General features: G+C 61.3%; 20 protein-coding genes, 1 tRNA gene and 1 pseudogene. 13 read left to right on the top strand and 9 right to left on the bottom strand.

The genetic code is table 11. The annotated features are described in order from the left end of the window. Positions 1-233: 233 nt before the first annotated feature. A complete protein-coding gene (locus tag NKI20_RS30295) occupies positions 234-1163 on the bottom strand; it encodes a LysR family transcriptional regulator (protein WP_352837465.1) in 930 nt (309 codons plus the stop codon). A 107-nt stretch (positions 1164-1270) separates the two neighbouring features. On the opposite strand from NKI20_RS30295, the gene NKI20_RS30290 reads away from it, so the two are divergent. Next, positions 1271-1555, top strand: coding sequence for a DUF4242 domain-containing protein (locus NKI20_RS30290; protein ID WP_352607946.1), 285 nt, complete (start codon positions 1271-1273; stop codon positions 1553-1555). A 233-nt stretch (positions 1556-1788) separates the two neighbouring features. On the opposite strand, the gene NKI20_RS33830 is transcribed toward NKI20_RS30290, so the two are convergent. Then, the gene (locus NKI20_RS33830; RefSeq protein ID WP_502898176.1) at positions 1789-2406 is read right to left on the bottom strand and encodes a hypothetical protein; all 618 of its coding nucleotides are present in this window, start codon (positions 2404-2406) and stop codon (positions 1789-1791) included. Positions 2407-2575: 169 nt separating this feature from the next. Continuing rightward, positions 2576-3652 carry a selenide, water dikinase SelD gene (gene selD, locus NKI20_RS30280; RefSeq protein ID WP_352837462.1) on the bottom strand — a complete coding sequence of 359 codons (1077 nt, stop codon included), beginning with the start codon at positions 3650-3652 and terminating at the stop codon, positions 2576-2578. 443 nt (positions 3653-4095) lie between these two features. On the opposite strand from selD, the gene fdnG reads away from it, so the two are divergent. The 10 genes and pseudogenes from fdnG to NKI20_RS30230 all read left to right on the top strand — a co-directional run bounded on the left by fdnG (position 4096) and on the right by NKI20_RS30230 (position 15877). Next, entirely contained in the window at positions 4096-7182 is a 3087-nt protein-coding gene (fdnG, locus tag NKI20_RS30275) for a formate dehydrogenase-N subunit alpha (RefSeq protein WP_352837459.1), read from the top strand. A gap of 12 nt (positions 7183-7194) precedes the next feature. Continuing rightward, positions 7195-8145 (top strand): formate dehydrogenase subunit beta, encoded by a 951-nt coding sequence (fdxH, locus tag NKI20_RS30270; RefSeq protein WP_352837456.1) that lies wholly within the window; start codon positions 7195-7197, stop codon positions 8143-8145. Beyond that, complete coding sequence (locus NKI20_RS30265; RefSeq protein ID WP_352608796.1) at positions 8132-8830, top strand: formate dehydrogenase subunit gamma; 699 nt, start codon at positions 8132-8134, stop codon at positions 8828-8830. Before fdxH ends, NKI20_RS30265 begins: the two co-directional genes overlap by 14 nt. A 114-nt stretch (positions 8831-8944) precedes the next feature. Continuing rightward, the gene (gene fdhE / locus NKI20_RS30260; RefSeq protein WP_352837453.1) at positions 8945-9865 is read left to right on the top strand and encodes a formate dehydrogenase accessory protein FdhE; all 921 of its coding nucleotides are present in this window, start codon (positions 8945-8947) and stop codon (positions 9863-9865) included. Positions 9866-9872: 7 nt separating this feature from the next. After that, entirely contained in the window at positions 9873-11294 is a 1422-nt protein-coding gene (selA, locus tag NKI20_RS30255) for an L-seryl-tRNA(Sec) selenium transferase (protein ID WP_352837450.1), read from the top strand. Continuing rightward, positions 11281-12069, top strand: a complete 789-nt coding sequence (locus tag NKI20_RS30250) for a tetratricopeptide repeat protein (protein ID WP_352837447.1) — start codon at positions 11281-11283, stop codon at positions 12067-12069. Before selA ends, NKI20_RS30250 begins: the two co-directional genes overlap by 14 nt. Beyond that, a pseudogene (selB, locus tag NKI20_RS30245) lies at positions 12066-13901 on the top strand (selenocysteine-specific translation elongation factor); the annotation flags it as partial. The gene NKI20_RS30250 and the pseudogene selB, both read left to right, overlap by 4 nt. A 123-nt stretch (positions 13902-14024) precedes the next feature. Further along, positions 14025-14120, top strand: a tRNA-Sec gene (locus tag NKI20_RS30240). 162 nt (positions 14121-14282) lie between these two features. Continuing rightward, positions 14283-14591 carry a hypothetical protein gene (locus tag NKI20_RS30235; protein WP_352837443.1) on the top strand — a complete coding sequence of 103 codons (309 nt, stop codon included), beginning with the start codon at positions 14283-14285 and terminating at the stop codon, positions 14589-14591. 611 nt (positions 14592-15202) lie between these two features. After that, positions 15203-15877 (top strand): protein-L-isoaspartate(D-aspartate) O-methyltransferase, encoded by a 675-nt coding sequence (locus NKI20_RS30230; protein WP_352837440.1) that lies wholly within the window; start codon positions 15203-15205, stop codon positions 15875-15877. Positions 15878-16277: 400 nt separating this feature from the next. Here the strand turns inward: NKI20_RS30230 and NKI20_RS30225 are convergent, their stop codons facing one another. The 6 genes from NKI20_RS30225 to NKI20_RS30200 form a co-directional block, all read right to left on the bottom strand. After that, complete coding sequence (locus NKI20_RS30225) at positions 16278-16589, bottom strand: DUF3303 domain-containing protein (RefSeq protein ID WP_352735069.1); 312 nt, start codon at positions 16587-16589, stop codon at positions 16278-16280. Next, on the bottom strand, positions 16540-17610 hold the full coding sequence (locus tag NKI20_RS30220; protein ID WP_352837436.1) for a DUF1194 domain-containing protein: 1071 nt from the start codon (positions 17608-17610) through the stop codon (positions 16540-16542). Before NKI20_RS30220 ends, NKI20_RS30225 begins: the two co-directional genes overlap by 50 nt. 857 nt (positions 17611-18467) lie before the next feature. Further along, positions 18468-18815 carry a hypothetical protein gene (locus NKI20_RS30215; RefSeq protein ID WP_352837433.1) on the bottom strand — a complete coding sequence of 116 codons (348 nt, stop codon included), beginning with the start codon at positions 18813-18815 and terminating at the stop codon, positions 18468-18470. A gap of 103 nt (positions 18816-18918) precedes the next feature. Beyond that, entirely contained in the window at positions 18919-19371 is a 453-nt protein-coding gene (locus NKI20_RS30210) for a YybH family protein (protein ID WP_352837430.1), read from the bottom strand. Position 19372: 1 nt separating this feature from the next. Then, on the bottom strand, positions 19373-20056 hold the full coding sequence (locus NKI20_RS30205) for a DUF1194 domain-containing protein (RefSeq protein ID WP_352837427.1): 684 nt from the start codon (positions 20054-20056) through the stop codon (positions 19373-19375). 211 nt (positions 20057-20267) lie between these two features. Continuing rightward, on the bottom strand, positions 20268-21251 hold the full coding sequence (locus tag NKI20_RS30200; protein ID WP_352837424.1) for a DMT family transporter: 984 nt from the start codon (positions 21249-21251) through the stop codon (positions 20268-20270). A gap of 466 nt (positions 21252-21717) precedes the next feature. Here NKI20_RS30200 and NKI20_RS30195 point away from each other — a divergent pair, with 466 nt between their 5' ends. Together NKI20_RS30195 and NKI20_RS30190 are read left to right on the top strand one after the other, a co-directional pair. Further along, positions 21718-22059 carry a hypothetical protein gene (locus tag NKI20_RS30195; protein ID WP_352735055.1) on the top strand — a complete coding sequence of 114 codons (342 nt, stop codon included), beginning with the start codon at positions 21718-21720 and terminating at the stop codon, positions 22057-22059. Beyond that, the gene (locus tag NKI20_RS30190) at positions 22056-23198 is read left to right on the top strand and encodes a helix-turn-helix transcriptional regulator (RefSeq protein WP_352735054.1); all 1143 of its coding nucleotides are present in this window, start codon (positions 22056-22058) and stop codon (positions 23196-23198) included. The genes NKI20_RS30195 and NKI20_RS30190 overlap by 4 nt, the downstream gene beginning before the upstream one ends. Positions 23199-23472 lie beyond the last annotated feature (274 nt).

The following is a 23472-nucleotide window of genomic DNA, read 5'->3' as shown; positions in this document are numbered from 1 at the left end:
CCTCCGGGCCCACCATTCAGTTCACCATCCACTATGAACTCCGGCTTAGAACCCCAACTTTCCGGCTTATCGTCAGAAGCAATGGCGGGTGATGCGGCCCCCATTCTCGCTTTGCCAGCGGAGCGTTCCCTGCCTGGCCGGCCTGGCGACCGGACATCCGCGCCTTGTCGGGCAGGGTCGGCTCATCGGGACATCAGATTTGTGGATGCTCTCCGAAGACCGGGCTTGAACGATTAATCTCGCGCCAACAGTTTCTCCAGATGCCCAGTTGTTTCGCTGCTTTTTTCCAGGAGCCAAGAGCGGAATGCGGCAACTTGCGTCCGGCGAACGGCGCTTTCGCGGAAAGCCGCGTAATATGCATGCTCTGTCCATGCCCCCTGGGATATTGCAAACGGCAAAGAGATTATCCCGCTCTCCAACTGGCTCTGAACCAGAGCTAGGCCACAGATCAGCATCCCGGCATCGGAAAATACCGCCTCAAGTGCTTGGAGGACATGGGCATAGCGGATGCCCCGTTCCGCAGCAGTCTTCCTGTAGCCGTGTGCGCTGATCCACTCCGGCCAGCCGATGGCGACAGGGTCTGTCCGGTAGCAATTGAGATGGAGCAGGGGAAATCCCTCAAGACGTTCCGCTGCGTCCAAACTCGACACACGCTTGGTATTTTCTGGCGATGCGACGGGAAGCAGATAGTCTCGAAATAGCATCTCCTCGCCGTACCCTCCGCGTGGTTCGCCGAACCAGACCTCGCAATCGGCCTGTCCCAGTCGCAGAGGCACGTCGCCCACGCCGTTGACGCAGAATAGGATGTTCGGGTTCGCTGCTTTGAATTCCGAGAGCCGTGTTTTCAGCCATAGCTCGGCCCAATCTGTGTTCGCCAGGACATGGATTTCGAGCCCTCTCTGGAAATCAAGAAGGTGCGCGGCCGTTTCCAATTCCCTGAACGCTGCCGCAATGTGCGGGAGGGCAGCTGAAAGTTCCGGCGTCAAGCGAATGCCGGACCTTGCGCGCACAAGAAGGTCGAAGCCGAGATGCTCTTCTAGCGTCTTGATCCTTTGCCCGACGGCCGCCGTTGTAATCCCCAGTAGCTTTCCCGCCGCCGTCAGAGAGCCGGTCCGCATGGCAAGCTCCAGTGCCTGCAGCGATTTGAGATGCGTCGGAATCATCCACCATTGGTAAAGGTTAGCTTTAGACTCGTAAAGAACATTTGGATTGCTTTAGCGCGCCCTTGGAGGACAATGACCTGGTGGTAATTCGCGGAGGCGTTTTAAAGATGTCGCAGATGAAACGGTTTGTCATCGAACGAGACATTCCCGGTATCGGTGCAATGTCGATTGTGGAGCTTTGCGGCGCAGCTCGTGCCTCCAACCAAGCCATCGACAAGGTCGGTCCTGGAATCCAATGGCAACACAGCTACGTGGCCGCGGACAAGACGTTTTGTGTCTACCTGGCCAAGGATGAAGCGGCAATCCGCAGGCACTCGGAGCTGAGTGGGATCCCGATTGCGGCCATCACCGAGATCACACAAGTCATCGATCCACTTACCGCCAACAACTGAACTGATCGCTTCGCCCGAGTCTCGACTTTGACACAGGGATTAAATTCCATTTGTACCGATACAGACTGCTCGTCCGGTAAAAACAACTGATCGGTCCATCTTTTCTCATCGGTAGGTCGGTCCCCACGGGGAGGACGCCTTCATGCAGGAGATTGCATGTCGAGAATTCATTGCCAACGGAACCACCGAGGTCCAGAGCTACACGGTCAAAGTGCTGCCAATAGTTAGCTTCGTCATGTCAATCGGTGTGCTGGTAGAGCGATAGAAATTCGCTGGGCGGCTATGGCCACCATTTCACCGACTTCGCCTATGCCCCGCTCCAGCTTCTCGATTACGTCATCGAGCGCCGGCAACCAGGAGCCGATCAGATTGGCGTTGTAGCTTGTCCGGAAGAAGCGTTCGGTGCCGCGAAACAGGCAGGCGCTGTGGTCGTGCCAGCCCAGTCCCTTGCCGGTGCGGAAGGCCTGCCGCACCTTCTCCTCGTCGAGCCACAGCGCCAAGACGACCTCGAACGCACCGGCTATGAAGGCGGGGCTGTCCTCGTTGACGAAGACCTGCTCCTGCTCGGGGCTGAGGTAGAAGCTGTCGCCCGCCTCGTCATATTCGACATAGCCGGCCGCCGTCTGCGCCGACAGCCGTCGCGGACCAACCGCTCCTGCGCCCGGCCGATTCGGTACTCCGCCGATAGACGCGACCGCCGCTTGGACATCGACACTGAACAGCGGTGATAAGCTTTCGGGTGGGAGCGGGGATCGGTCGCCGCGGGGCGCCCGCGACATCGCGATGAGCGTCACGTCGCGGTGGTTCACGGGTGAGACCATGTCGAGCACGCGTTCCGAACGCATGGCCAAGTGGAACGATTCTCCGGATAGAGGAGCTGATGTTTCTGCAGCGTTCGCCGCCAATCCAGCGTGGACGGGACAGGCGGCGTCTTTGCCTGCCGATCCAGTGGTGGCAGGAGGTGGAGTGCCGCGAACTGGAGGGCGCACCCCGTCATCTGGCGGGAAGCGGAGCGGCCGTTCAGGCCTCTACTACTATTGTCGGCGCGCCGGGCCTGGCATGGCCGATGATGCGAGCCGAAGGATAGCCGTCCGCGACGATCCTCTCAACGAGCGCCGCTGCGCGGTCGGTCTCGCAAGCAACCAGCAACCCGCCCGAAGTCTGTGGATCCGTGAGAAGATGGCGTCGCCAGTCGGGCATGCCGGGAGGTAAGCTTATCGCGTCGCCATAACTCGCCCAGTTGCGCCGCGATGCGCCGGTAACGTGGCCGTCGACCGTGAGCGAGGCAGCTTCGGAAAAGAGCGGCACGTCGTGGCTGCAAATTATGAGCGTGCACCCGGAACCGCGTGCCATCTCGAGGGCATGTCCGAGCAAGCCAAATCCGGTCACGTCGGTTACGGCGTGGACGCTCGCCTCCTGCGCCAGTTCCGATCCGATCCGGTTGAGAAGGGTGGTGGAGGCGATCATTTCGCGATAGCCGCTCTCGGAAAGCGCCTGCTTCTTGATGGCGGCGGAATAGATGCCGACGCCGAGCCCTTTCGTCAGGATCAAGGCGTCGCCCGGTCTGGCGTCAGAATTGCGTCGGATGTCCTCGGGTCGGCAGGTGCCGATGACTGCAAGGCCGTAAATCGGCTCCGGCGAGTCGATTGAGTGGCCGCCGGCAACCGGGATTCCGGCGTCGGCGCAGACAGCTTCGCCACCTCTGAGGATTTCGCGGACCATGACCGTCGGGATCTTGTCGAGAGGCATGCCGAGAATAGCCAACGCCATGATCGGCCGGCCACCCATCGCATAGATATCGGACAGGGCGTTGGTCGCGGCAATCCGACCAAAATCGTAGGGGTCATCTACCATAGGCATGAAGAAGTCGGTGGTCGCAATGACGCAAGTCGCGCTGTCGAGTTGCCAAACTGCCGCATCGTCCCCGGTCTCCGTGCCGACGAGAAGTTGATGATAGGGGCTGGCAGCCGCCGGATCGGCGAGAAGCTGCTGCAGCACTGACGGCGCCAGCTTGCAGCCGCAACCGCCGCCATGGGCGAGGCTGGTCAGGCGCACAACGGGCGCTTTGGTGATTTCAGGCGAGAGGGCGATTGCCATGATCGTCTAGCCTCCTCTGCTAGCACGCTTTAGTGGGGATCAAAGTCAACCGGAATGGAAAATACGATCGCCCAACGCACGGCACGTTTGGAGCACGCTTGCTCTCTGCGGATTTCGTTGAGTTAGGAAAGCCATGGGCCCTATCCGGCGTGCGAGGCATCGCCGTCATTGGGTATCGATCGAAAGGCGCCCCGACCCGCGGGAGCTGTTTCATCGCCACGCCTTACTCTATGGCAATGCGTTCATTTTCGTCAATCGCAGTCGCGGTCACAATGCCGATTTGCGGGCACAAACCTGTTGCAGGAAGGCGGTTCGGAGGGGCACTTTTGCTGCACCGTACGCGCCTTGTTCCTTGGCATTGATTTTATTTGGTCCGACACTAGTTAGTCGGATTGACCGTTGGTTCGAGTTGCCTTGTGGGGCATCGGCTTCGGGAGGAACCCATGAACATCAATCTTTCTCGACGCGCGTTCCTGCAAACAGCAGGCGCGGGTGTCGCCGGTACTTCGCTTGGAGCTCTCGGCTTCGGCGATAGCGAGGCCGCACACGCGGCGGCTATACGGCCGTTCAAGCTCGCGAACACCACCGAAACACGCAACACCTGTCCATACTGCTCGGTGGCTTGCGGCATAATCTTGTATTCGAAGGGCGATCTCAGAAAGGGCGAGCCGGCCGAGATCACCCATATCGAGGGGGACACTGATCATCCGACCAATCGCGGCACCTTGTGCCCCAAAGGGTCGGCCCTGCTCGGATTTGTCAAGTCGCCGACCCGTCTGCAACATCCGATGATCCGCAGACCCGGCTCGGACAAGTTCGAGCCGATAAGCTGGGAAGACGCGCTCGGCCGCATCGCCCGCCTTATGAAGGACGATCGCGACAAGAACTTCGTCGCGATGAACAATGACGGCGTGACGGTCAACCGGTGGATCACCACCGGCTTCCTCGCCGCCTCGGCTTCGACCAATGAAACCGCGTTCGCGACCTACAAGGTGGTCCGCAGCGCGGGCATGCTGGTGTTCGACAACCAGGCACGTGTCTGACACGGCCCGACGGTGGCGAGTCTCGCCCCAACATTCGGCCGCGGCGCAATGACCAATTCCTGGACCGACATCAAGAACACGGATCTCGTCGTCATCATGGGCGGCAATGCCGCGGAAGCGCATCCTTGCGGCTTCAAATGGGTCACAGAGGCGAAGGCCAACCGCGGCGCCAAGCTCATCGTCGTCGACCCGCGCTTTACGCGCTCGGCTTCGGTGTCGGATGTTTACGCGCCGATCCGCCAGGGAACGGATATCGCCTTCCTGCTCGGGCTGATCAACTACTGCATCCAGAACGATAAGGTGCAATGGGACTATCTGAAGGCCTTCACTAACGCGACGTATGTCGTCAAGGAGGGCTTCACCTATCAGGACGGCCTCTTCTCCGGCTATAACGAGGCGAAGCGAGACTATGACAAGTCCAGTTGGGACTATGACATAGGCCCGGACGGCTTCGCCGTTGTCGACGCGACATTGGCCAATCCCCGCTGCGTCTGGAATCTGCTCAAGAAGCATGTCGCGGTCTACACGCCGGAGATGGTCGAGCGCATCTGCGGCACACCGAAGGACCGGTTCCTGAAGGTGGCCGCGATGGTCGCCGAGACGTCGTCTCCGACCAAGGCGATGACCTCGATGTACGCGCTCGGCTGGACCCAGCACTCGAAGGGCTCGCAGAACATCCGCGCCATGGCGATGCTGCAGCTTGTTCTCGGCAACATTGGTATACGCGGCGGCGGCATGAACGCGCTTCGCGGTCACTCCAATATCCAGGGGCTGACCGACCTCGGGCTGATGTCGAACCTGCTGCCCGGTTATCTGACGCTGCCGACCGAGAAGGAGGTCGATCTGGCAGCCTACATGTCGACCCGAGGCTTCAAGCCGCTCCGGCCGAACCAGATGAGCTACTGGCAGAACTACAGGAAGTTCTTCGTAAGCTTCCAAAAGTCAATGTGGGGCAACGCCGCAACGCCGGAGAACGGCTTCGCCTATGACTACCTGCCGAAGCTCGACCTGCCGGGCTACGATCTGCTGCGGGCTTTCGAGTTGATGCACCAGGGCAAGATGAACGGCTATTTCTGCCAGGGCTTCAACCCGCTACAGGCAGCTCCGAACAAGCAGAAGGTGATCGAGTCCCTCTCGAAGCTCAAATACCTCGTCATCATGGATCCGTTGGACACCGAGACGGGCCGGTTCTGGGAGAACCACGGGCCGTACAACGATGTCGATCCGTCGCAGATTCAGACGGAAGTCTACCAGCTTCCCTCCACCTGCTTCGCCGAGGACGACGGCTCGCTGGTCAATTCGGGGCGCTGGCTGCAGTGGCATTGGGCCGGCGGCACGCCGCCCGGCGAGGCCAAACGCGATACCTGGATTATGGCACAGCTCTATCTGCGCCTGAAGGAGCTCTACACCAAGGAAGGTGGCGCCTTCGCGGATCCGATCGTTAAGCTCAACTGGCCTTATGCCGATCCCGGCGATCCGAAGGCCGAGGAGCTTGCCCAGGAGATCAATGGCAGGGCGCTCGCCAGGGTAACCGACACGGCCGACCCGACAAAGGTGCTGGCCGAGGCCGGAAAGCTCTTGCCGGGCTTCGCCGCGCTGCGCGACGACGGCTCCACCTCCTGCGGCTGCTGGATCTATTCCGGCTGCTTCAACGAGAACGGCAACAACATGGCCAGGCGGGACACCACCGATCCTGACGAAACCGGCGCCTATTCCAAATGGGCGTTCTCATGGCCTGCCAACCGTCGCATTCTCTACAACAGGGCGTCGGCTGACCTCACCGGAAAGGCTTGGGATCCAAGCCGCAAGGTGATTGAATGGGACGGCACGAAATGGTCAGGCTACGATGTCCCCGACATCTTGCCAACGGCAAAGCCCGATCAAGTAGGCCCGTTCATCATGAATCCGGAAGGCGTCTCGCGCCTCTTTACCCGAGGCATGATGCGCGACGGACCATTCCCGGCGCACTACGAGCCATTCGAGTCGCCCATCGCGAACCCGATAGCTCCCAAAGTCCGCGGCAACCCCGCAGCGCGTGTATTCGAAGGCGATATGGCCCAGTTCGCCGAATCGGCTTCGCAGGAGTTTCCCTACGCGGCGACCTCCTACCGACTGACCGAGCATTTCCACTTCTGGACCAAGCACGTCATCACCAATGCGGTGATGCAGCCGGAGTTTTTCGTGGAAATTTCGGAACAGCTTGCGGCCGAGAAAGGCATCACCAAAGGCGGCTGGGTGCGCGTCTGGTCGAAGCGCGGTTCCGTTGTGGCGAAGGCCATGGTGACCAAAAGGATCAGGCCGCTCACCTGTGATGGCAAGACCGTCCACATCGTCGGAATACCACTGCACTGGGGCTTCACGGGAGCGGCGAAGAAGGGCTTTGGCCCCAACATGCTCACCCCCTTTGTCGGCGACGCCAACATCGAGACGCCGGAATACAAGGCGTTCCTTGTCAACATCGAGCCCGTCGCCGGGCCGGTAGCGTAGGAGGAGTAAGCGATGTTTCCTCCACTTCCAAATCCTTCGACGACGGATACCGCACCGCGTTTTTCCGACAAGGCCCTCATCCGCCGCTCTGCCTCGACGGTTCCCGCGCCCGAGCAGCAATTGACGGAAGTCGCCAAGCTCATCGATGTTTCGAAATGCATCGGCTGCAAGGCATGCCAGACGGCCTGCATCGAATGGAACGACACGCATCCGGAGATCGGCCTCAATGCCGGCGTCTATGAGAATCCTGCCGATCTCACGCCGGACATGTTCACCCTGATGCGCTACAGCGAATGGGACAATCCCGAGACCAACGAACTCGAATGGCTGATCCGCAAGGATGGCTGTATGCACTGCGCTGATCCGGGCTGCCTCAAGGCTTGTCCGGCGCCGGGCGCCATAGTGCAGTACTCGAACGGCATCGTCGATTTCGTCCATGAGAACTGCATCGGCTGCGGCTATTGCATCAAGGGTTGCCCCTTCAACATTCCGCGCATCTCCAAAGTCGATCACACGGCCTACAAATGCACGCTCTGCTCCGACCGCGTGGCTGTCGGCCAGGGACCAGCCTGCGCCAAGGCCTGCCCGACCCAGGCGATCGTGTTCGGCACGAAAGACGAGATGAAACAGCACGCCGACGGCCGCATCAAGGACCTGAAATCGCGCGGCTATTCGAATGCCGGCCTCTACGATCCACCCGGCGTCGGAGGGACGCATGTGATGTATGTGCTGCACCATGCCGACCAGCCGGAACTCTATTCTGGTCTGCCGAAGGAGCCGAAGATCAGTCCGCTGGTGGAGGCGTGGAAGGGCGTGACCAAATATGCCGGCCTCACCATTCTCGGCGTGGCGGCCGGCGTCGGCCTGCTTCACCATCTGGTCATGGGACCGAACCGGGTCTCCGAGACGGATGAGGAGCACGCCGAAGAGCTGACGGAAGGCAATAACGATGGCCGCGCATGACGTGAAGTCGAACGAGCAAGTACATCCCGGCAAGCCAGTCATCGTGGACCGCTACACGGTGGGCGCGCGGATCAACCATTGGATCACGGCGGCCAGCCTGATCCTGCTCGCCTTGTCCGGCCTTGCCATGTTTCACCCGAGCCTGTTCTTCCTGTCGCGGCTGTTTGGCGGCGGCCAGTTCACGCGCTTCATTCACCCATGGATCGGCGTCTTGCTCTTCGTTAGCTTCCTTGGGCTTTTCCTTCGGTTCTGGAAGGCCAATTTGTGGATGCCCGAGGACGGAACGTGGCTCGCCCGTTTCCGTGACGTATTGTCCAATCACGAGGACAACGTCCCCGAAGTCGGCAAGTACAACGCCGGCCAGAAGCTCGTCTTCTGGTCAATGTCGATCCTCATCATCATCCTGATTTCGAGCGGCGTCGTCATCTGGCAACAATATTTCGCCGCTTACACCACGATCGGCCAGCAGCGGGTAGCGCTGCTTGTTCATTCGATCGCTGCCGTGGCGATCATCGGCGTCTGGATTATTCATTTCTACTCGGCCATCTGGGTACGCGGCACCATTCCCGCCATGACGCGCGGACGGGTGACCGGCGGCTGGGCGTGGCGGCATCATCGCAAATGGCTGCGTGAACTGATCGCAGGCAAGCCGAACGGACGTTCGGGATCGAATCCCGCCGAATGACCAGGTATTTGTTTTTACGCAATTCCGGACGGAAAACCGGTATACACTTTTCGTGGAATTGCTCTGGAGCAGTATCAAGCCGACCACGTGGCCCGTGAGGTTCGTGAGGTTGAAATGCCAAGGCAACAAGATCCGTCACGCCCTGACCCGACTGTAATCGGCGAAGTCTCGGCCCCACCCTTTGCGCGCGTGCCTGATCCGCGGACCTTGTTCATTCGCCGCTCCGAACGATTGATTGTGTTGGCGGATGACCACCAGCTCGGCCCCTATCTCCGCTTCCTCGCTGCACTGACGGATGCGCAGCACCGCATCCAGGACGGCTTGCCGGAGATCGAATTGCCGACCGCGGAGGCGCGCGAGCGCGCACGAATCTTTGGTATGCCGCCGCTCGATCGCAACCAATTCACTTCGGATGCCGCCCTTGGAATGACGCTCGGCCGCCTGTTCGAAGTGGCAGCCACGATCGAAAAACCCGAAGCGGCCGCAGCCGCCTTGGGCAGGCTGGCAAACATCGATGCGTCCGGGGTCGATTCCATGGTGCGCAATGTGCTCGCCGATGCAATCCCAATCAAAGCGCTTGCCGAGCATATCTATGTCGCGGCCGCGCTGCAGGTTCACTTCGCCCGCCTCGCGGCATGTCTCGACAGCTCGAAGCTCGTTCCGGTTGCCGACGGCGCCTGTCCGGCCTGCGGCGGGCCGCCCGTATCCTCGATCATCGTCGGTTGGCACGGCGCACACGGGGCGCGGTTCTGCGCCTGCGCGCTGTGTGGAACATTGTGGAACCACGTCCGCATCAAATGTACGCTGTGCGGCTCGACCAAGGGGATAGGCTATCAGGAAATCGAGGGAGGTCCTGGCACGGTCAAAGCCGAGACCTGCGATGCATGCGGCTGCTATGTAAAGATCCTGTACCAATACAAGGATCCGGCTCTCGATCCGGTCGCCGACGACGTGGCGACGCTCGGCCTCGACCTGCTCGTCCGCGAGGGCGGCCATCGCCGCGGATCGTTCAATCCGTTCCTTGTTGGCTATTGAGGATACGATGACCGCTTCATCCGCAAACCCTTTGCGCAATCTCCCGTCGGTCGACCACGTGCTGAGGACACCGCTGGCGGCGGCCGCAATCGAGCGCTTCGGGCGGCGGGCCGCGACGGAGGCCATTCGCCGAGCCCTCGCCGATGCACGAATGGCCTCCCGCAATGCCGGAGCCGTCGTGCCGGAGGCGAACGATGTTGCCGGCGACGCGCTCGTGCAGCTCAGGGACGGCGAACGCTCTTCCCTGCGTCCCGTTTTCAACCTGACCGGAACGGTGCTGCATACCAATCTCGGACGAGCTCTCCTCGCGAAAGAGGCAGTCGAGGCTGTTCGGCTGGCGATGCGCGAAGCGGTGGCTCTCGAATTCGATGTCGAGAAAGGCGAGCGCGGCGAACGGGACGATCATCTTCGATCGCTCGTTTGCGAGCTGACCGGAGCCGAGGATGCAACCGTCGTCAACAACAATGCGGCTGCCGTCCTTCTCGTCCTCAACACGCTGGCGCTCGGTCGCGAAGCGATCGTTTCGCGAGGCGAGTTGATCGAGATCGGCGGCTCTTTCCGGATGCCCGAGATCATGACGCGCGCCGGCGCCAGGCTTGTCGAGGTCGGCACCACCAATCGCACGCATCGCAAAGACTACGTCGCGGCGATCGGCCCGGAGACCGGGCTCATCCTCAAGGTGCACACATCGAACTATCGGGTCGAAGGGTTCACGTCCGAGATCCGGGCACCCGAGCTCGCTTCAATCGCCAAGGAGCATGGGATACCGCTGGTCCATGATCTCGGTTCGGGCACGCTGGTCGATCTAGCCCGCTACGGCCTTGGGCGCGAGACGACCGTGCGCGAGGCGGTCGCCGAAGGCGCCGATCTCGTCACATTCTCCGGCGACAAGCTGCTTGGCGGTCCGCAGGCGGGTTTCATCGTCGGCTGCAGGGACCTGCTCGCAGCGATCAGCCGCAACCCGATGAAGCGGGCGCTCAGGGTCGACAAGCTTCGTTTGGCCGCGCTCGAGGCGACGTTGAAGCTCTACCGCGACCCCGACCGCCTGGCCGAGCGCCTGCCGACGCTAAGGCTGCTGGCGCGCCCGGTGAGGGAGATTGCAGCGCAGGCAAAGCGCCTTGTTCCCCTGGTTGCTGACGCCGTGGGCGAAGCCTTTGCGGTCGACAAGGTGGAGTGCCGGAGCCAAGTCGGATCCGGCGCGCTGCCGCTCGAAACTGTGCCAAGCGCTGGGCTTGCTCTCAAGCCGCGCTCAGGGAGCAGCCGGGCGCTCGAAGCGCTTGCGGCTGCGCTGCGCGGGCTGGGCGTCCCGGTGATCGGGCGCATCGAAAGCCAGGCGCTCGTGCTCGATTTGCGCTGCCTGGAAGACGAGGCGAACTTCGTCGCCAATCTAGCCGGCTTAAATCTGGGAGGAACCGATGCGCTGGCTTGACCGCCTTTCGCGCCGCCCAGCCGAGACGCCTATGGCCGCACGCATGACCGAGGCCCTCGAAGCCGCTCGGCGAGGCGATCATGCCGTGGCTCTCTCCATATGGGAACCGCTGGCTCACCAGGGCGTCGCCCGCGCTCAGAACAATATAGGCGCCTGCTTCGCCGAAGGGCTCGGCGTCGAGCGTGACGCGGATATGGCGTTTCGCTGGCTGGCGCTCGCCGCCGAGGCAGGAGATCCTGTCGGGCAAAGGAACCTGGCGTCGCTTTATTTCCGCGGCGAAGGCGTTCAGCAGGACTTTCGCCGGGCGGCGGAACTCTATCGGGCTGCAGCGGAAACTGGCGACGGACCGGCGCAGGACATGCTGAGCTGGATGCTGCTGGAGGGCGAAGTGATGGCTCCCGATGCCGGCGAGGCGCGACGCTGGGCGCTTGCCGCGGCCGATCGGGGCATCGCATCCGCGATGACCCGGATTGGCATGCTTTATCACAATGCGCTCGGTGTGCCGCGCGATCCGCACGAGGCTGTCTGCTGGTGGCGTCGTGCTGCCATGCGAGGAGACGGCGAAGGGCAGGCAATGCTCGGCGCCGCCTGCCATCTTGGCACGGGCGTGCCGCCCGACGCGGTCGAGGCGCTGGCTTGGCTCCTGCGTGCCGAGGCTGGCGGCAGCGCCCTTGCCCGCCGCTATCTGGCTGCGGTGCGGGCCGAATTGAGCGCGGGCGATGCCGCCGAGGCCGAGCGTCGCGCCGCCGTGCCGTTGCCGGAGACCACATCATGATCGTAGGCACGGCGGGACATGTCGATCATGGCAAAACCGCGCTGGTGCATGCGCTGACCGGTATAAACACCGATCGTTTGCAGGACGAAAAGACACGCGGCATGACTATCGATCTCGGCTTCGCCTATTTGCCGGTGCCGGGTGGGGATAGCATCGGTTTCGTCGATGTTCCCGGGCACGAGCGTTTCGTACACACGATGCTCGCCGGCGCCAGCGGCATCGACTTCGTGTTGCTCGTGGTGGCTGCCGATGACGGCGTCATGCCGCAAACCCGGGAGCACCTCGCCATCATCGATCTGCTCGGTGTCAAGCGCGGCGCCGTCCTGCTTACCAAATGCGATCTGGCCGGTCCCGAGCATCGCAATGCGGTAGCGAGTGATATCCGCTCGGTGCTTGCCGGGACGATGCTTGCCGAGGCCCACCTGATTCCCGTCTCGGTCGTTACAGGCGAAGGTATCGATGAACTGAGGTATCTCTTGTTCGAGGAGGCGTCGCATCTTGCCCGGCGTGCAGTTTCGGGCCGTTTTCGATTAGCGGTGGACCGCTCGTTCACGCTGCGCGGCGTGGGCACCGTCGTGACCGGCACCGTGCTTTCGGGTTCTCTCGGTATTGGAGACAACGTGGTCGTAAGCCCGTCGGGATTGCTTGCGCGGGTTCGATCGATCCACGCCCAGAACCGGCCGGCTGAACGTGGTCGGGCCGGAGACCGCTGCGCGCTCAATCTGACCGGCGAAAGGGTTTTCAAGGAGGCGATCCGGCGCGGCGACGTGATCGTCGATCCGAAGCTTCACGCGCCGACGGACCGGATTGATGCACGCCTTCGCGTTCTGCCGGATGAACGCAAGCCGATCGGCCAATGGTTTCCGGTCCGGCTCCACCATGCCGCGACGGACGTTGGGGCACGCATCGTACTCCTCGCAGACGAACCGATCGGGCCTGGCGGCACGGCCAAAGTTCAATTGGTGCTGGACAGTCCGATCGCGGCCGCTGCCGGCGACGTTTACGTGGTGCGCGACACCTCCGCGCAGCGAACCATCGGCGGCGGACATTTTCTCGATCTGCGGGCGCCCAGCCGCAAACGCCGCGCACCGGAACGGCTGATCCAACTCGATGCCCATGCGCTGTTGGCGCCCGAACTGGCCGCCGCCGCACTCCTTGATGCGCCGCCCCACTATTTCGACCTGAAGGGTTTCGCGCGCGACAGGGCGCTTAGTGACCGCGAGACGGAAGGCCTGATCGATCAACTCGGGCTTGTTCGTTTTGCCGTGGGAGAGATGCTTCTCGTGCTGTCGCCGGAGCGCTGGTTGCGATTCAAGCGCGACTTGGCCGCGACCCTGGAGGCCTTCCATGCCGACAATCCGGATTTGCCGGGCGTAGGAATGGAGAGACTGCGTATTGGGCTTGATCCACGTCTGCAGGCGCCCGCTTTCACGGCAGTTCTGCGGAGCCTTTCGCATGCTGGAGAAGTTGCCTTGGATGGCGCCTGGGTGCGGCTGCCCGGTCATGAGGCGCACCTGACGGCAAAGGATGAAACTTTCTGGCTGCAAATCCAGCCTCTCATCGGCGGACCCGAACGGTTCCATCCGCCGAGAGTGTGGGATATTGCCGAGGTGCTGGGCGCGCCGGAGACGGAAATCCGGCGGCTTCTGAAGCTTGCCGGCCGCATGGGGAAGGTCCATGAGGTCGCTCATGACCACTTCTTCCAGCGCGAGGCGTTGGCGCAGATCGTGGAGATCGCGCGCGACCTCGCTGCGTCGATGCCCACAGACGAGTTCACCGCTGCTCAATTTCGCGATCGCGTGGGCAGCGGACGCAAGGTCGCCATCCTTATCCTCGAATTTCTCGATCGGCACGGCGTGACGCTGCGGCGGGGAGACTTGCGCCGCCTGAACAGGCGCAAGCTGGACCTGTTCCGCCTGACAGGCGAGGGTGAGCCGCCGACGGTGCAAATTTCTGGAGGAGCATCGCCCCCGGTGGGGCGTCCGGACTTCAAATCCGGGAGGGGCCGCGAGTCGGTCTCTGGTGGGTTCGACTCCCACTCTCTTCCGCCATCCTGGTGAGCCAAGATGAACCCGACGGCTTCCTATCTGAATGACCTGAAAACGACGGCTGAGACCGCCAGGACAACCGAGGCAAGCTTCAGGCGACAAGCGGCCAATCAGATCGCGGTTCTGGAACAGGAGCGCGCTTTCGCCTTCAGGCGGCTCAACCTCATGCAGGCGATCTCGGACGCCGTGGCCTCGGCCGAAAGTGAGGAGATCGCCGTTGCCAGCGCTTTGGCCGTCCTGCGCTTGCGGCTCGGCTGGAGTGTGGACAGCGAGGCGCGCACGGAAGCGATCACGCATTTTGGCCCAGTTGCGCTTGCGCTGTTCCAGGCCGCGAAGCCGCCCGAGGACGAACCCGCCACCAATATCGGCGTGGCCCTTGCGATTTTTGAGCATTGGTACTCCGAATCCCGGGGATCGCCGTTCTGGCTGCTGTTCGAGCACCAGATCGTGGACACGCCGCTGGTCGATTTTTGACCGCCGGACTTGTCGGCGTACCGGACGTGAAAGCAAAGAGCGGAACGTCGCTTTTTTGCCGACGACACGATGCGGGAACCGGCGCCTCGCTCACCGCCGCAAGCAGCTGCTTTGGGCGCGGACGCCGCAAGGCGTTCACTCCCATGACATAGGAGCCATATTACGAACTTATGTCGTCGATGTTCACAAATTGACGGGCTACCTGTTGAGGCTCCACACCTACAGCAGGTCGCGATCAACGATGCAGCTCTAGCCACTGTCGTGCGTTCCCCACGGAGACTGGCACTATTGTCGGGACAGCCCTTATGCTCCGCGCTGTTTGCCAGGGGAGATCTTCTGCACGACAGAAGAACCGGCTTTACTCTCAGCGACAAGAAACTTGCACCACATTCGCCAATCGGCCTGTGACATGTGGATTTAGTCGTCGGCGTCGAAGAACTCGATGTCCGCGCCGAGAATCTCGGCGGCGGCACTGGCCTCTGCGGAGCGTCAGCCTTCCTGCTTCCAGGCCCGGGCCCGCCACTTCGAGCGCACACCGAGGATCGCCTTTCGATTCGCGACAGTGGTAGACTGTACTTGGCAGCAGACTGGTTGGAGAAAGCCCCACCGTCATGAAACCGATGACCGAAGAGCACCTTGCGATTTTACGCAGGCACATGGTCGAGATGATTGCGATCCATGCCGACCTTGCAAGCGAAGAACTCGGCAAGGCAACGCTCGATGAGCGGGTGATGGCATCGATGCGGCGGGTCCCGCGGCATCTCTTCGTGCCAGCCCCGGTCGCGCCTTATGCCTATCAGGACATGCCGCTGCCGATCGGCTTCGACAAGACCGTCTCGCAGCCCTTCATTGTCGCTCTGATGACCGATCTCCTTGCTCCCCAACCGCACCAGGCAGTGCTCGAGATCGGAACTGGCCTGGGCTACCAAGCCGCAATCCTCGCGGAACTCGCCGGACAAGTTTGGAGCGTCGAAATCATCGAGGAATTCGCAAGCCATGCCGAGACTCTGCTGCAGGGCCTTGGCTTCTCCAATGTCGCCATTCGTGTCGGAGACGGGTCTCGCGGCTGGCCCGAGCACGCCCCATTCGACAAGATCCTGGTTAGCGTGGCGGCTGAGCGGACGCCGCCGGCTTTGCTGAACCAGCTCAAGCCAGGGGGACGCCTGGTTCTGCCTTTGGCGTCTGAAGACGCACAGTTTCTGACTGTTATCGACAAGGATGTGGCAGGGCAACTCAAGACTCGGAAGCTCATCCCCGTTCGGTTCAGCCGGCTCGAAACCGTCTAATGAGGACCGCGCAACTGGCGCAAGCGCGCTTTTCCGACCGTCAACCGGATACCAGCCTTTCGCATTTCTTCGCCCGTGGTGAACGCCAAGAAACGATCCGTCTCGGCCAGCGGCGACAGGCAGCTGATTGGGGGTGTGACATGGCGGGTCAATTGCAAACTTTCTGGTTACCGGCCCTGTGGCAAAGAACGCTCGACCATTTTCGGAGGGGTGCTTTGCCATTTGCCGGTGACGCTGTGATTGCTGCGCGGCGGAAGCCGAACGCGCTATCTAAAGCGAAATGGTCTACTGATACCGAGTAGGCGTTGAGGACAAACCCAGACGAGTTGCGCTAACTCGGTTGGTCCGAGCTTGCAGAATCCCATGTCCGAAATGACGGGCAGGATGCGAATGCTCCACCTCACGAAGGAAGTTCATCCCGCCATTTGATAGCTTCCATCTCGACGCGAACCGCGTCCTGAACGTCGATGACCTGATGCACTTCGAATTGGAATGCCGGGAAGATCGAACACATTTTGTGCATTAGCAGCGGGTCATCTGCCTCGAACAGCATGCTGCCACCCCATTCGCCAACCCGCACCACGAAGGCATGTACCTTGATTTCGCTGGGTATTTCCCAGTGCTGAAAGATCTTCAGGATGCGCTTTTGGACGTTCTCGTATTCAATCGCCGATCCCTGTGGCCGCTCGTTCCAATTTACGAGGTATTTCATAATCTCCTCCCTCAATCTCGTGTGATATCATCGGCTTTGTTCGGTTTCTTGTCTGCGGGAGCCGTCGGTCCTCGTCTGTTGCCGCTCCTCGTGCGCGAAGGAAGAATCGGGTCGGGTCAAGTGCGGGTTTCGACGCCGCAAAATCGAACGCCGTAGACATCACCGCTCCCGCAGGGTGTCGCCGCTGATAGGTCTCGATCTGTTGCAGACCGCCCGCGCGGCCGACAAGTCCGGGACGAGCCCCGCTTGAGAGGAATGCCACTTCTCTCGCTAGCTTATATGTGATTGCCTGCCGAAATTCGGCGGCGCTGTTGGCGGTAACCATGAAGGAGCCCGGTCCTCCGATAACGTGCCGCTCGTAATATTCCGGAATAGTCTCGCCAAGTTCAACGTCGTAACCAATTGGCAGGCCGTTGATCACGATCGCTTTCTGAAGCGCTCTCCGGCGGCTATCCTCTATTGGAGGTCCGTCATTGTTCGTTCCGTCACCGGAGATGTCGATGACCCTGCGCGACGCCCTGAGGGGTAGTTTGTCGAAGGCGTCGGCCGATACGTCGATGGCGTATGAGATCGAAGTTTTCGAACCGTGCGGACCGGCGCGTTGCCGTTCGGACTTCTTTCGAATGGCGTGCGCGATGAAAGACGCGTCATGCGCATCGGACAGGATCGCCCAATCCAATCGTGTCTCCGAAGTGCCCGCGCTCGACCATTCGAGGTAGGTGACGGCGACCTTGCCTTGTGGACCCTCCTTGATCACCTCCAGCACGTCGGCCGATTCCAAAGCGGATGCATAGCCCTCGCGCTCCAAAGCTGCCTCGCTCTGGCTGATGGATCCCGACATATCGGCCGCGAGGACGATCGCGACGTCGACTTCATCGGCTGATGGCATGAGAAGCCACTTCTCGTGAGTCTCGCAGGGGCAAGGCTTCTCGACATGAGAAACATCAGGCGCGGGCTGGCCCACGATCAGTGGAACTGTGCTCAACAGTCCCATGCCAAGAACTGCAGACAAGTATTGCATCTCAATTATCCTTGGGCAGACCGTCCGGTCTTCCGAGACCGTCGACTCCCACGAGCGCGTCGATTCGAGGCACTGTTCCTAGAAAGCCTTTGCCAATTGGTCTGTGAGCGGCTTCGCCTTCCCGAGGGCGCAACGCCCTTCAGCTTCTCGCTCAAAGGATAGCCCTTCGTAGGGACTGCTCATGACCCATTTGGGTCATGAGCAGAAAAAACGCGCGCCAGAGAATTCGGACCTCACAGTGCAGGACGAATCCAAGAGCGGCGCACAGAAAACTCGGGCGCCGGTCTATGCCGCTAGGATTTCGCTCGAGAGGATTGATGCGGGCGCTGGGTTACTGTTGACGCAATTGGCGCCGCCTTCGCGGAGACGGCGTTTCCGATGGAATGCCGCGATGGAGGCGGTGACTGAACTTACAGGGAGCGCCGGCACAGGCCACCTGCGGGGCCTACCGCACAGCGTTTCTATGCCGGGAGCCCGGTTGGATCGGTGATCGGCGGAAAGCTTTCCAACTCGATCGGCTCCGCGAGCGCCGCTCTGAACTTCGGCGCCGTCGTGCTCCTGATTTGCCCAGTCATTCTATGTTTCTTCCGCGGTATCGTTGCTGGCCAGAATCGGCTGGCTGTTTCATCGATATAGCGCGAGAACACCGGGCCAAGGATAAGCGTGCCACCCCAACTATGGGCCGGACTTGCGCCCCGAGTTCGGTTGTTCAAGTCGATATTGGCCGGGCTTCATTGTTGACGCTCTTGCTGCCATTTCCCGGTGTCAGGTCGGCCTATCCCGCGCCCCGCCAGCGGCCGCAGGCCACACAGTCGGGACCCAGCCCAGTCAGGCCGAAATGATCGCCCACAACTGCGTCACCCCATCGCGAGAACGAGGATGACGGTTACTCCGATGAACAGCGCCGTAGGTATCCGCTTCAGGTGAGCGCCGAAGCGACTGCCCGAGAAGTCGTCGACCGCATCGTCCAGCATCGCCTTTAAGTCATCCATGGCGGCCTTGGCTGCCAAGACCCCATAAACGGTGATTGCGACCACAATCGTCGCGAGCGCGAACCTGGCGGCTAATCCCGCTGATGGTGCGTACGCCAGTATCGCGAACATAGTCGCGATACTGGCGAAAAAAACGATAGCATAGGTCTGCGTCAGATGGGCAAGCCGCGCCGCCGCCGCCGCCAGGTATTGATCAATGGTGAGTTTCGCCATGTGCTCCTCCGGCAGGTGACTCGGTACCGAGCTGCAAATGTACTCCACGAAATTGGCGAGGGTCTCTGATTGGCCATGAGGCGCCCGCCATCCAAGGCTACCTTCACATCCGGGGATCGAAGTTCCATATGTCCCGGTAGAGTTTCCAGCCGCCGTCCGGTCCTTTCTTCCAGACCACCACATACTTGCCGGCGGTATCCACCAGCTTCGAATCCTTGCCCGGTGCCTTGAGGGAGAAAGTCCCGGACTCGTATGCAAGATCTCGGCATTCCTGGACTTCAAGCGTGGTGAGCGCGAGCTCCGATATGCCCATATCGATCGCGCCCTGCCATAGCTTCTGGATATTCTGACGGCCGTCGACCCGCGCCATATCTGGCGGGAATGCGGCCGCATCATCCGCGTACTTCGACGCGACCCCGGCTGCATCCTTACTGTTGTATGCCTTCACGAACTCGGCATTGGCGGCTTCGATGGCTTGTTTCACAGACTGGGCCTGGGCAGATCCGAGGCAGAGCGTCGTGACCGCGACGACCAAAAGACAATGCTTGACAATCATTTCATCCTCCCGTGTTCCAGTCTCTAGTTACTCCCTGTTTGTATGTTATCACGTTCATACCGATCTCGATGACCAGCTTGCGGCGAAGGGCAGCTGCGTAATCGCGCGGCCCCGTCAGCGATATGGCGAAAGCTTGGGAGCCGCCGATGACGGACCGGGCGAAGTAGGTTGCCAGTGGTTGCTTGGGATCCTCCTCGTCCGGCGGAATCGCTATCGCGTTGATCGTGTATCCCTTGTCAATGGCGTTCTGCCTGCTCGGCTGAACGGGAAGCCCGTCGTTGTTCTCGCCGTTGGAGGAGATGTCGATCACCTTCCTCATCGCGTTTCCCGGAAACCGATCAAGCAGAAGGCTTCCAACGTCGATGGCCGCCGAAACCGATGTTCCGCCCCGGCCGCGACGGATATAGCCGGTGTCGCCGCTCGTTCTGATCACCGCCGCGGCTGCCTTGGCATCTTCCAATCCGCAGATACGGGTCCAGGGCAGCACGGTGCGAGCGTGGCCGACGCTTGACCATTCAAAATATGCCACGCCGATGCAGCCAAGGTAGTTATCGGAGATGGCGCCGATGATCTCGGGCGAGGTGAGTGCTGCGGCATGGCCCTCGCGTTGCAGGTCGGCGGTCCTGGGGTCGATCGACGACGAGAAATCCACGGCGAACACGACCGCGACGTCTACATTCAGCATCGCTCCATCGACGTTGGCACTATGTGCCGTCGGACACCAAAACGCCGCGGCTGTGAGCGTTGCCAGTCTCAGCAATGAATTGGCCCGCTGTCCCGGGTCCGAGTGAGACCTGGACCTCGAATCCTGATGATGGCGCCCGACCATGTTACCCAGCTCAAAGACAGACCGTTTTCGACGCGCCCGACCACGGCTGGCAGGATTAGTGAGGGCGTTACCGGGAAGGGTCATGGAATGCCTCCTCGTGACCTGGATTGGCGGTGGCAGGAGTGCCCCAGCCCCCCGGGGCGGCTCCGAAGGCGTCGAGAGCGCTGGGGTCAGTTCGCAAGGGCAGGCGTGCCATCGGCATGCGGTTCGACATCGCGACCGAAAGGATCGAGCCGAGAATGATCGCGGCGCCCAACGCGCCGACGGCAGAAGACCGCTCGCCGAGGAAGATCGCCGCAGCCATGGCGCCGAAGACGCTTTCGGCGCTGACGATCACGGCGGCATGGCTGGCGGAGGTGAAGCGCAGGGCGGCAATCAGTATGCCGAAGGCGAGCGCGGTGGAGAAAACCCCGAGCACCAAGAGTTCGGGGGCAGCTTCGGAAGCCGCTGTGAATGAGAGGTTGCCGTGCACCGCCCCGAGCGGAAGGGCGAAGGCTGCTACGCCGAGGAACTGTGCGGCCGCGGCCGTGAGCGGACGCGCATGGGGCTGCATGTGTCGGCCAAGCTCGACCGTCCAGAGCGCATAGCAGCCGGCCGACAGGATGGCGGTGAGATCGCCGCCGCTGAAACCGGCGATCCCGCCTGACAGAAGCAGGCAGCCGATCACGGTCGATCCGGCGGCGAGTATGAGACCCGCCGTTGGACGTTCGCCGGCGAGCAGCCAGGCGGCCAGGGGCGTGATCACCGTTGCCGTGCTGATCAGGAAGCTTGCATTCGTGACGGTGGCGCCGAGATAGCAGAGCTGCTGGAGCACGATGGAGACGGCAAACAGCGCGACCACCCGGACCAGACTGGAAAAATGGCCGGCGCCGGCAGGCACTCGCCGTTCGGTCAGGGCGAAGGGTAGCACAAGCAGTCCGCCAATCAGGCAGCGCAGGCCAACGGCGCTCAGCGCATCGAGGTGATCGAGCACGGTCTTTTGCGCCACATTCCCGAAGCCCCACAGAGCGGCGGCGAACAGGAGAAGCAAGTTGGCCGTGAGCTTCGACATTCGCCGCCCCCCGGAGCCCAACCTGGGCTAGGTTCAGTAGTCTCGGCAAAGCTTCTGTTGTTGGGCCGGATGTCGTCAGAGCAGCCATCATGGCGCTCAGCTTCTCGTCCCGGCCGACTAATAGAGGAGGGTACTTCCTCCGACAGAATGGCTCATGACCCAAACGGGTCATGAGTGGAAAAAGACCCGGCGCTGAAGTTAACTTCAGTAAGTCGCTCGCCGGAAATGGAGCGGCCTAAACCGAATAAAAGGCATGTAAAAGCTGGACAGAAAAATAAAAAAGGCGCAACCTTCAAATACTTAATGGGGGTTGAGGGGACAACCCCTGAGTAGTATTGGCCAAATTATCAACTGAAAGTGGCTACCCTTTCTGGATAGTGGCTACCGATTCTGGATACGAATTGGGGATTTTCGGTGGATTATTTGCCGTAGCGCCATAGGCAACAGTCTGTGGGGGAGGTGTTTTGTGTCTCCAGCGTTCGATTTTGCTGTCATCCAAGACTGTCAGGTCGAAGCAGCGCTTGATCCGACCCGGCGGGATAAAGCGATGGAGCGGGCGGCGAAGGCCACCGGAAGCCTCGGCGCGTTGCCTTTCGATGTCCACGATCTTTTGCCGATCCTGCCGCGCGCACGCTCGGCGTCTCGCGCAATTGAGACTCATGCCAATGGCTGGCGGATTGAAACCGATGGGCGTTCCCGCGAGTCCCGGTCCCGAAACGCCGATTTGAGCCTATCCGCAAAGATACGGACCCGGGCAATCGGTCACCTCACGATGATCGCAAGGAAATTCGCGAAGGTGTGGCCATGAAACAGGAGCGGGTAAACAAGGCCGTCGACGCCTGCTACGAGGCGATCCTGACTCCCGAGACCTGGCCTGACGCCCTTCACGGACTGGCGCGCTCGCTCGACGCTGCGTGCGTTATGTTCTATCCGCGCAACCCCGACAGCAGCAGCAATGATCCTCGGAGTCCCAATCGGTCGCTGCTCGAAATGCCGGCCTCGCACGACTACCGAGACCTCTTGCAGGAGTATATTAAGAACAACTGGTTCCTCAACCACTACCGGGCCGAACGAGGACTGCCCCTGCTTGACGCGGGCAGAACCGTGGTCATCGAAGACGACCTGTCCACGAAAGAGGACCGAAGGCGCCTTCGGCAATACAACGAACTCTACCTGCCTTTCGGATTTCCCGGCTTCGCGATGATTGGCTGCAATGTCGAGGGCGCGCCATGGGCCGTGCCGATGCTGAAAGGCCAGGGTCAGGGCCAGTTCACGCGGGATGACGCGCGATATCTGGAGACGCTGGTTTCCCATTTTCGGCGGCTGATCGCACTGTCCGAGCGCCTGGTCTCCTCGCGGGGCAAGGTCAGCCTCAACGTCCTCGACATCTCGAGCGCCGCGTTCCTCCTGGACTGGCGCGGCCAGGTGGCGCAGCTCAATTCAAGGGCAAGCCAGCTGCTGCACGCGGGGCTCTCGATCACCAACGGGCACCTCCACGCCATGCATCACGAGAGCGACATCGCCCTCCAGCGCGTCATCGGAATCGCCACGCGGACGCGTTCGTCTACGGCGTTGAAGGATATTGGACCGGTCGCCCTCGCCAGGCCTGGCAGCCGCCCGCTGCTCGTCGACGTGCTGCCCAGCATCGGGATCATAGCCGATGCGTTCCAGTATGCGAGCGCCATACTCATCGTGTCGGACCTCGACGAAAGACCTCTACATTCCACGGACCGGCTGCGAAACGCCCTCCGATTAACGGCAGCAGAAGGGCGCGTCGCAAGCCTCTTGAGCGCCGGGCACGATATTGGGACGATCGCGGACACGCTGAAGCTTGCGCGCGAGACGGTTCGCAATCAACTGAAGAGCATATTTTCCAAGACCGAGACCAGCCGACAGGCGGAACTGATGTCTGTGATGTCCAGGATCTATCCCAACCACCCGGGGTGACGGTCCGGCTGAACGGAGACGACCCTAGATCTGCCTATGGCACTCTTTGAGGAAGGAAGTCCGTGGGTACTCCCCGACTTAGGTGCAACGCTAGAATGAGCCGATTGGGGATCGAGGACGGTACCATCGATCGTATCTATGAGGCGGCGATCATTTCGGAGCTGTGGCCGGAAGTACTCGACAATCTAACAGGCTTCTCTGATTGGGGTCGGTGAGGTCAAGCGTTTCCTGTCTTTTTTCCGGACCATGTCGCCCCGCGGGTCACTCGCTTCTC

The sequence above is a fragment of the Mesorhizobium sp. M0830 genome (assembly GCF_040319965.1).
Classification (GTDB): domain Bacteria; phylum Pseudomonadota; class Alphaproteobacteria; order Rhizobiales; family Rhizobiaceae; genus Mesorhizobium.
The sequence above is the reverse complement of the archived record's forward strand: the minus strand, read 5'-3'. Positions and strand labels throughout refer to the sequence as shown.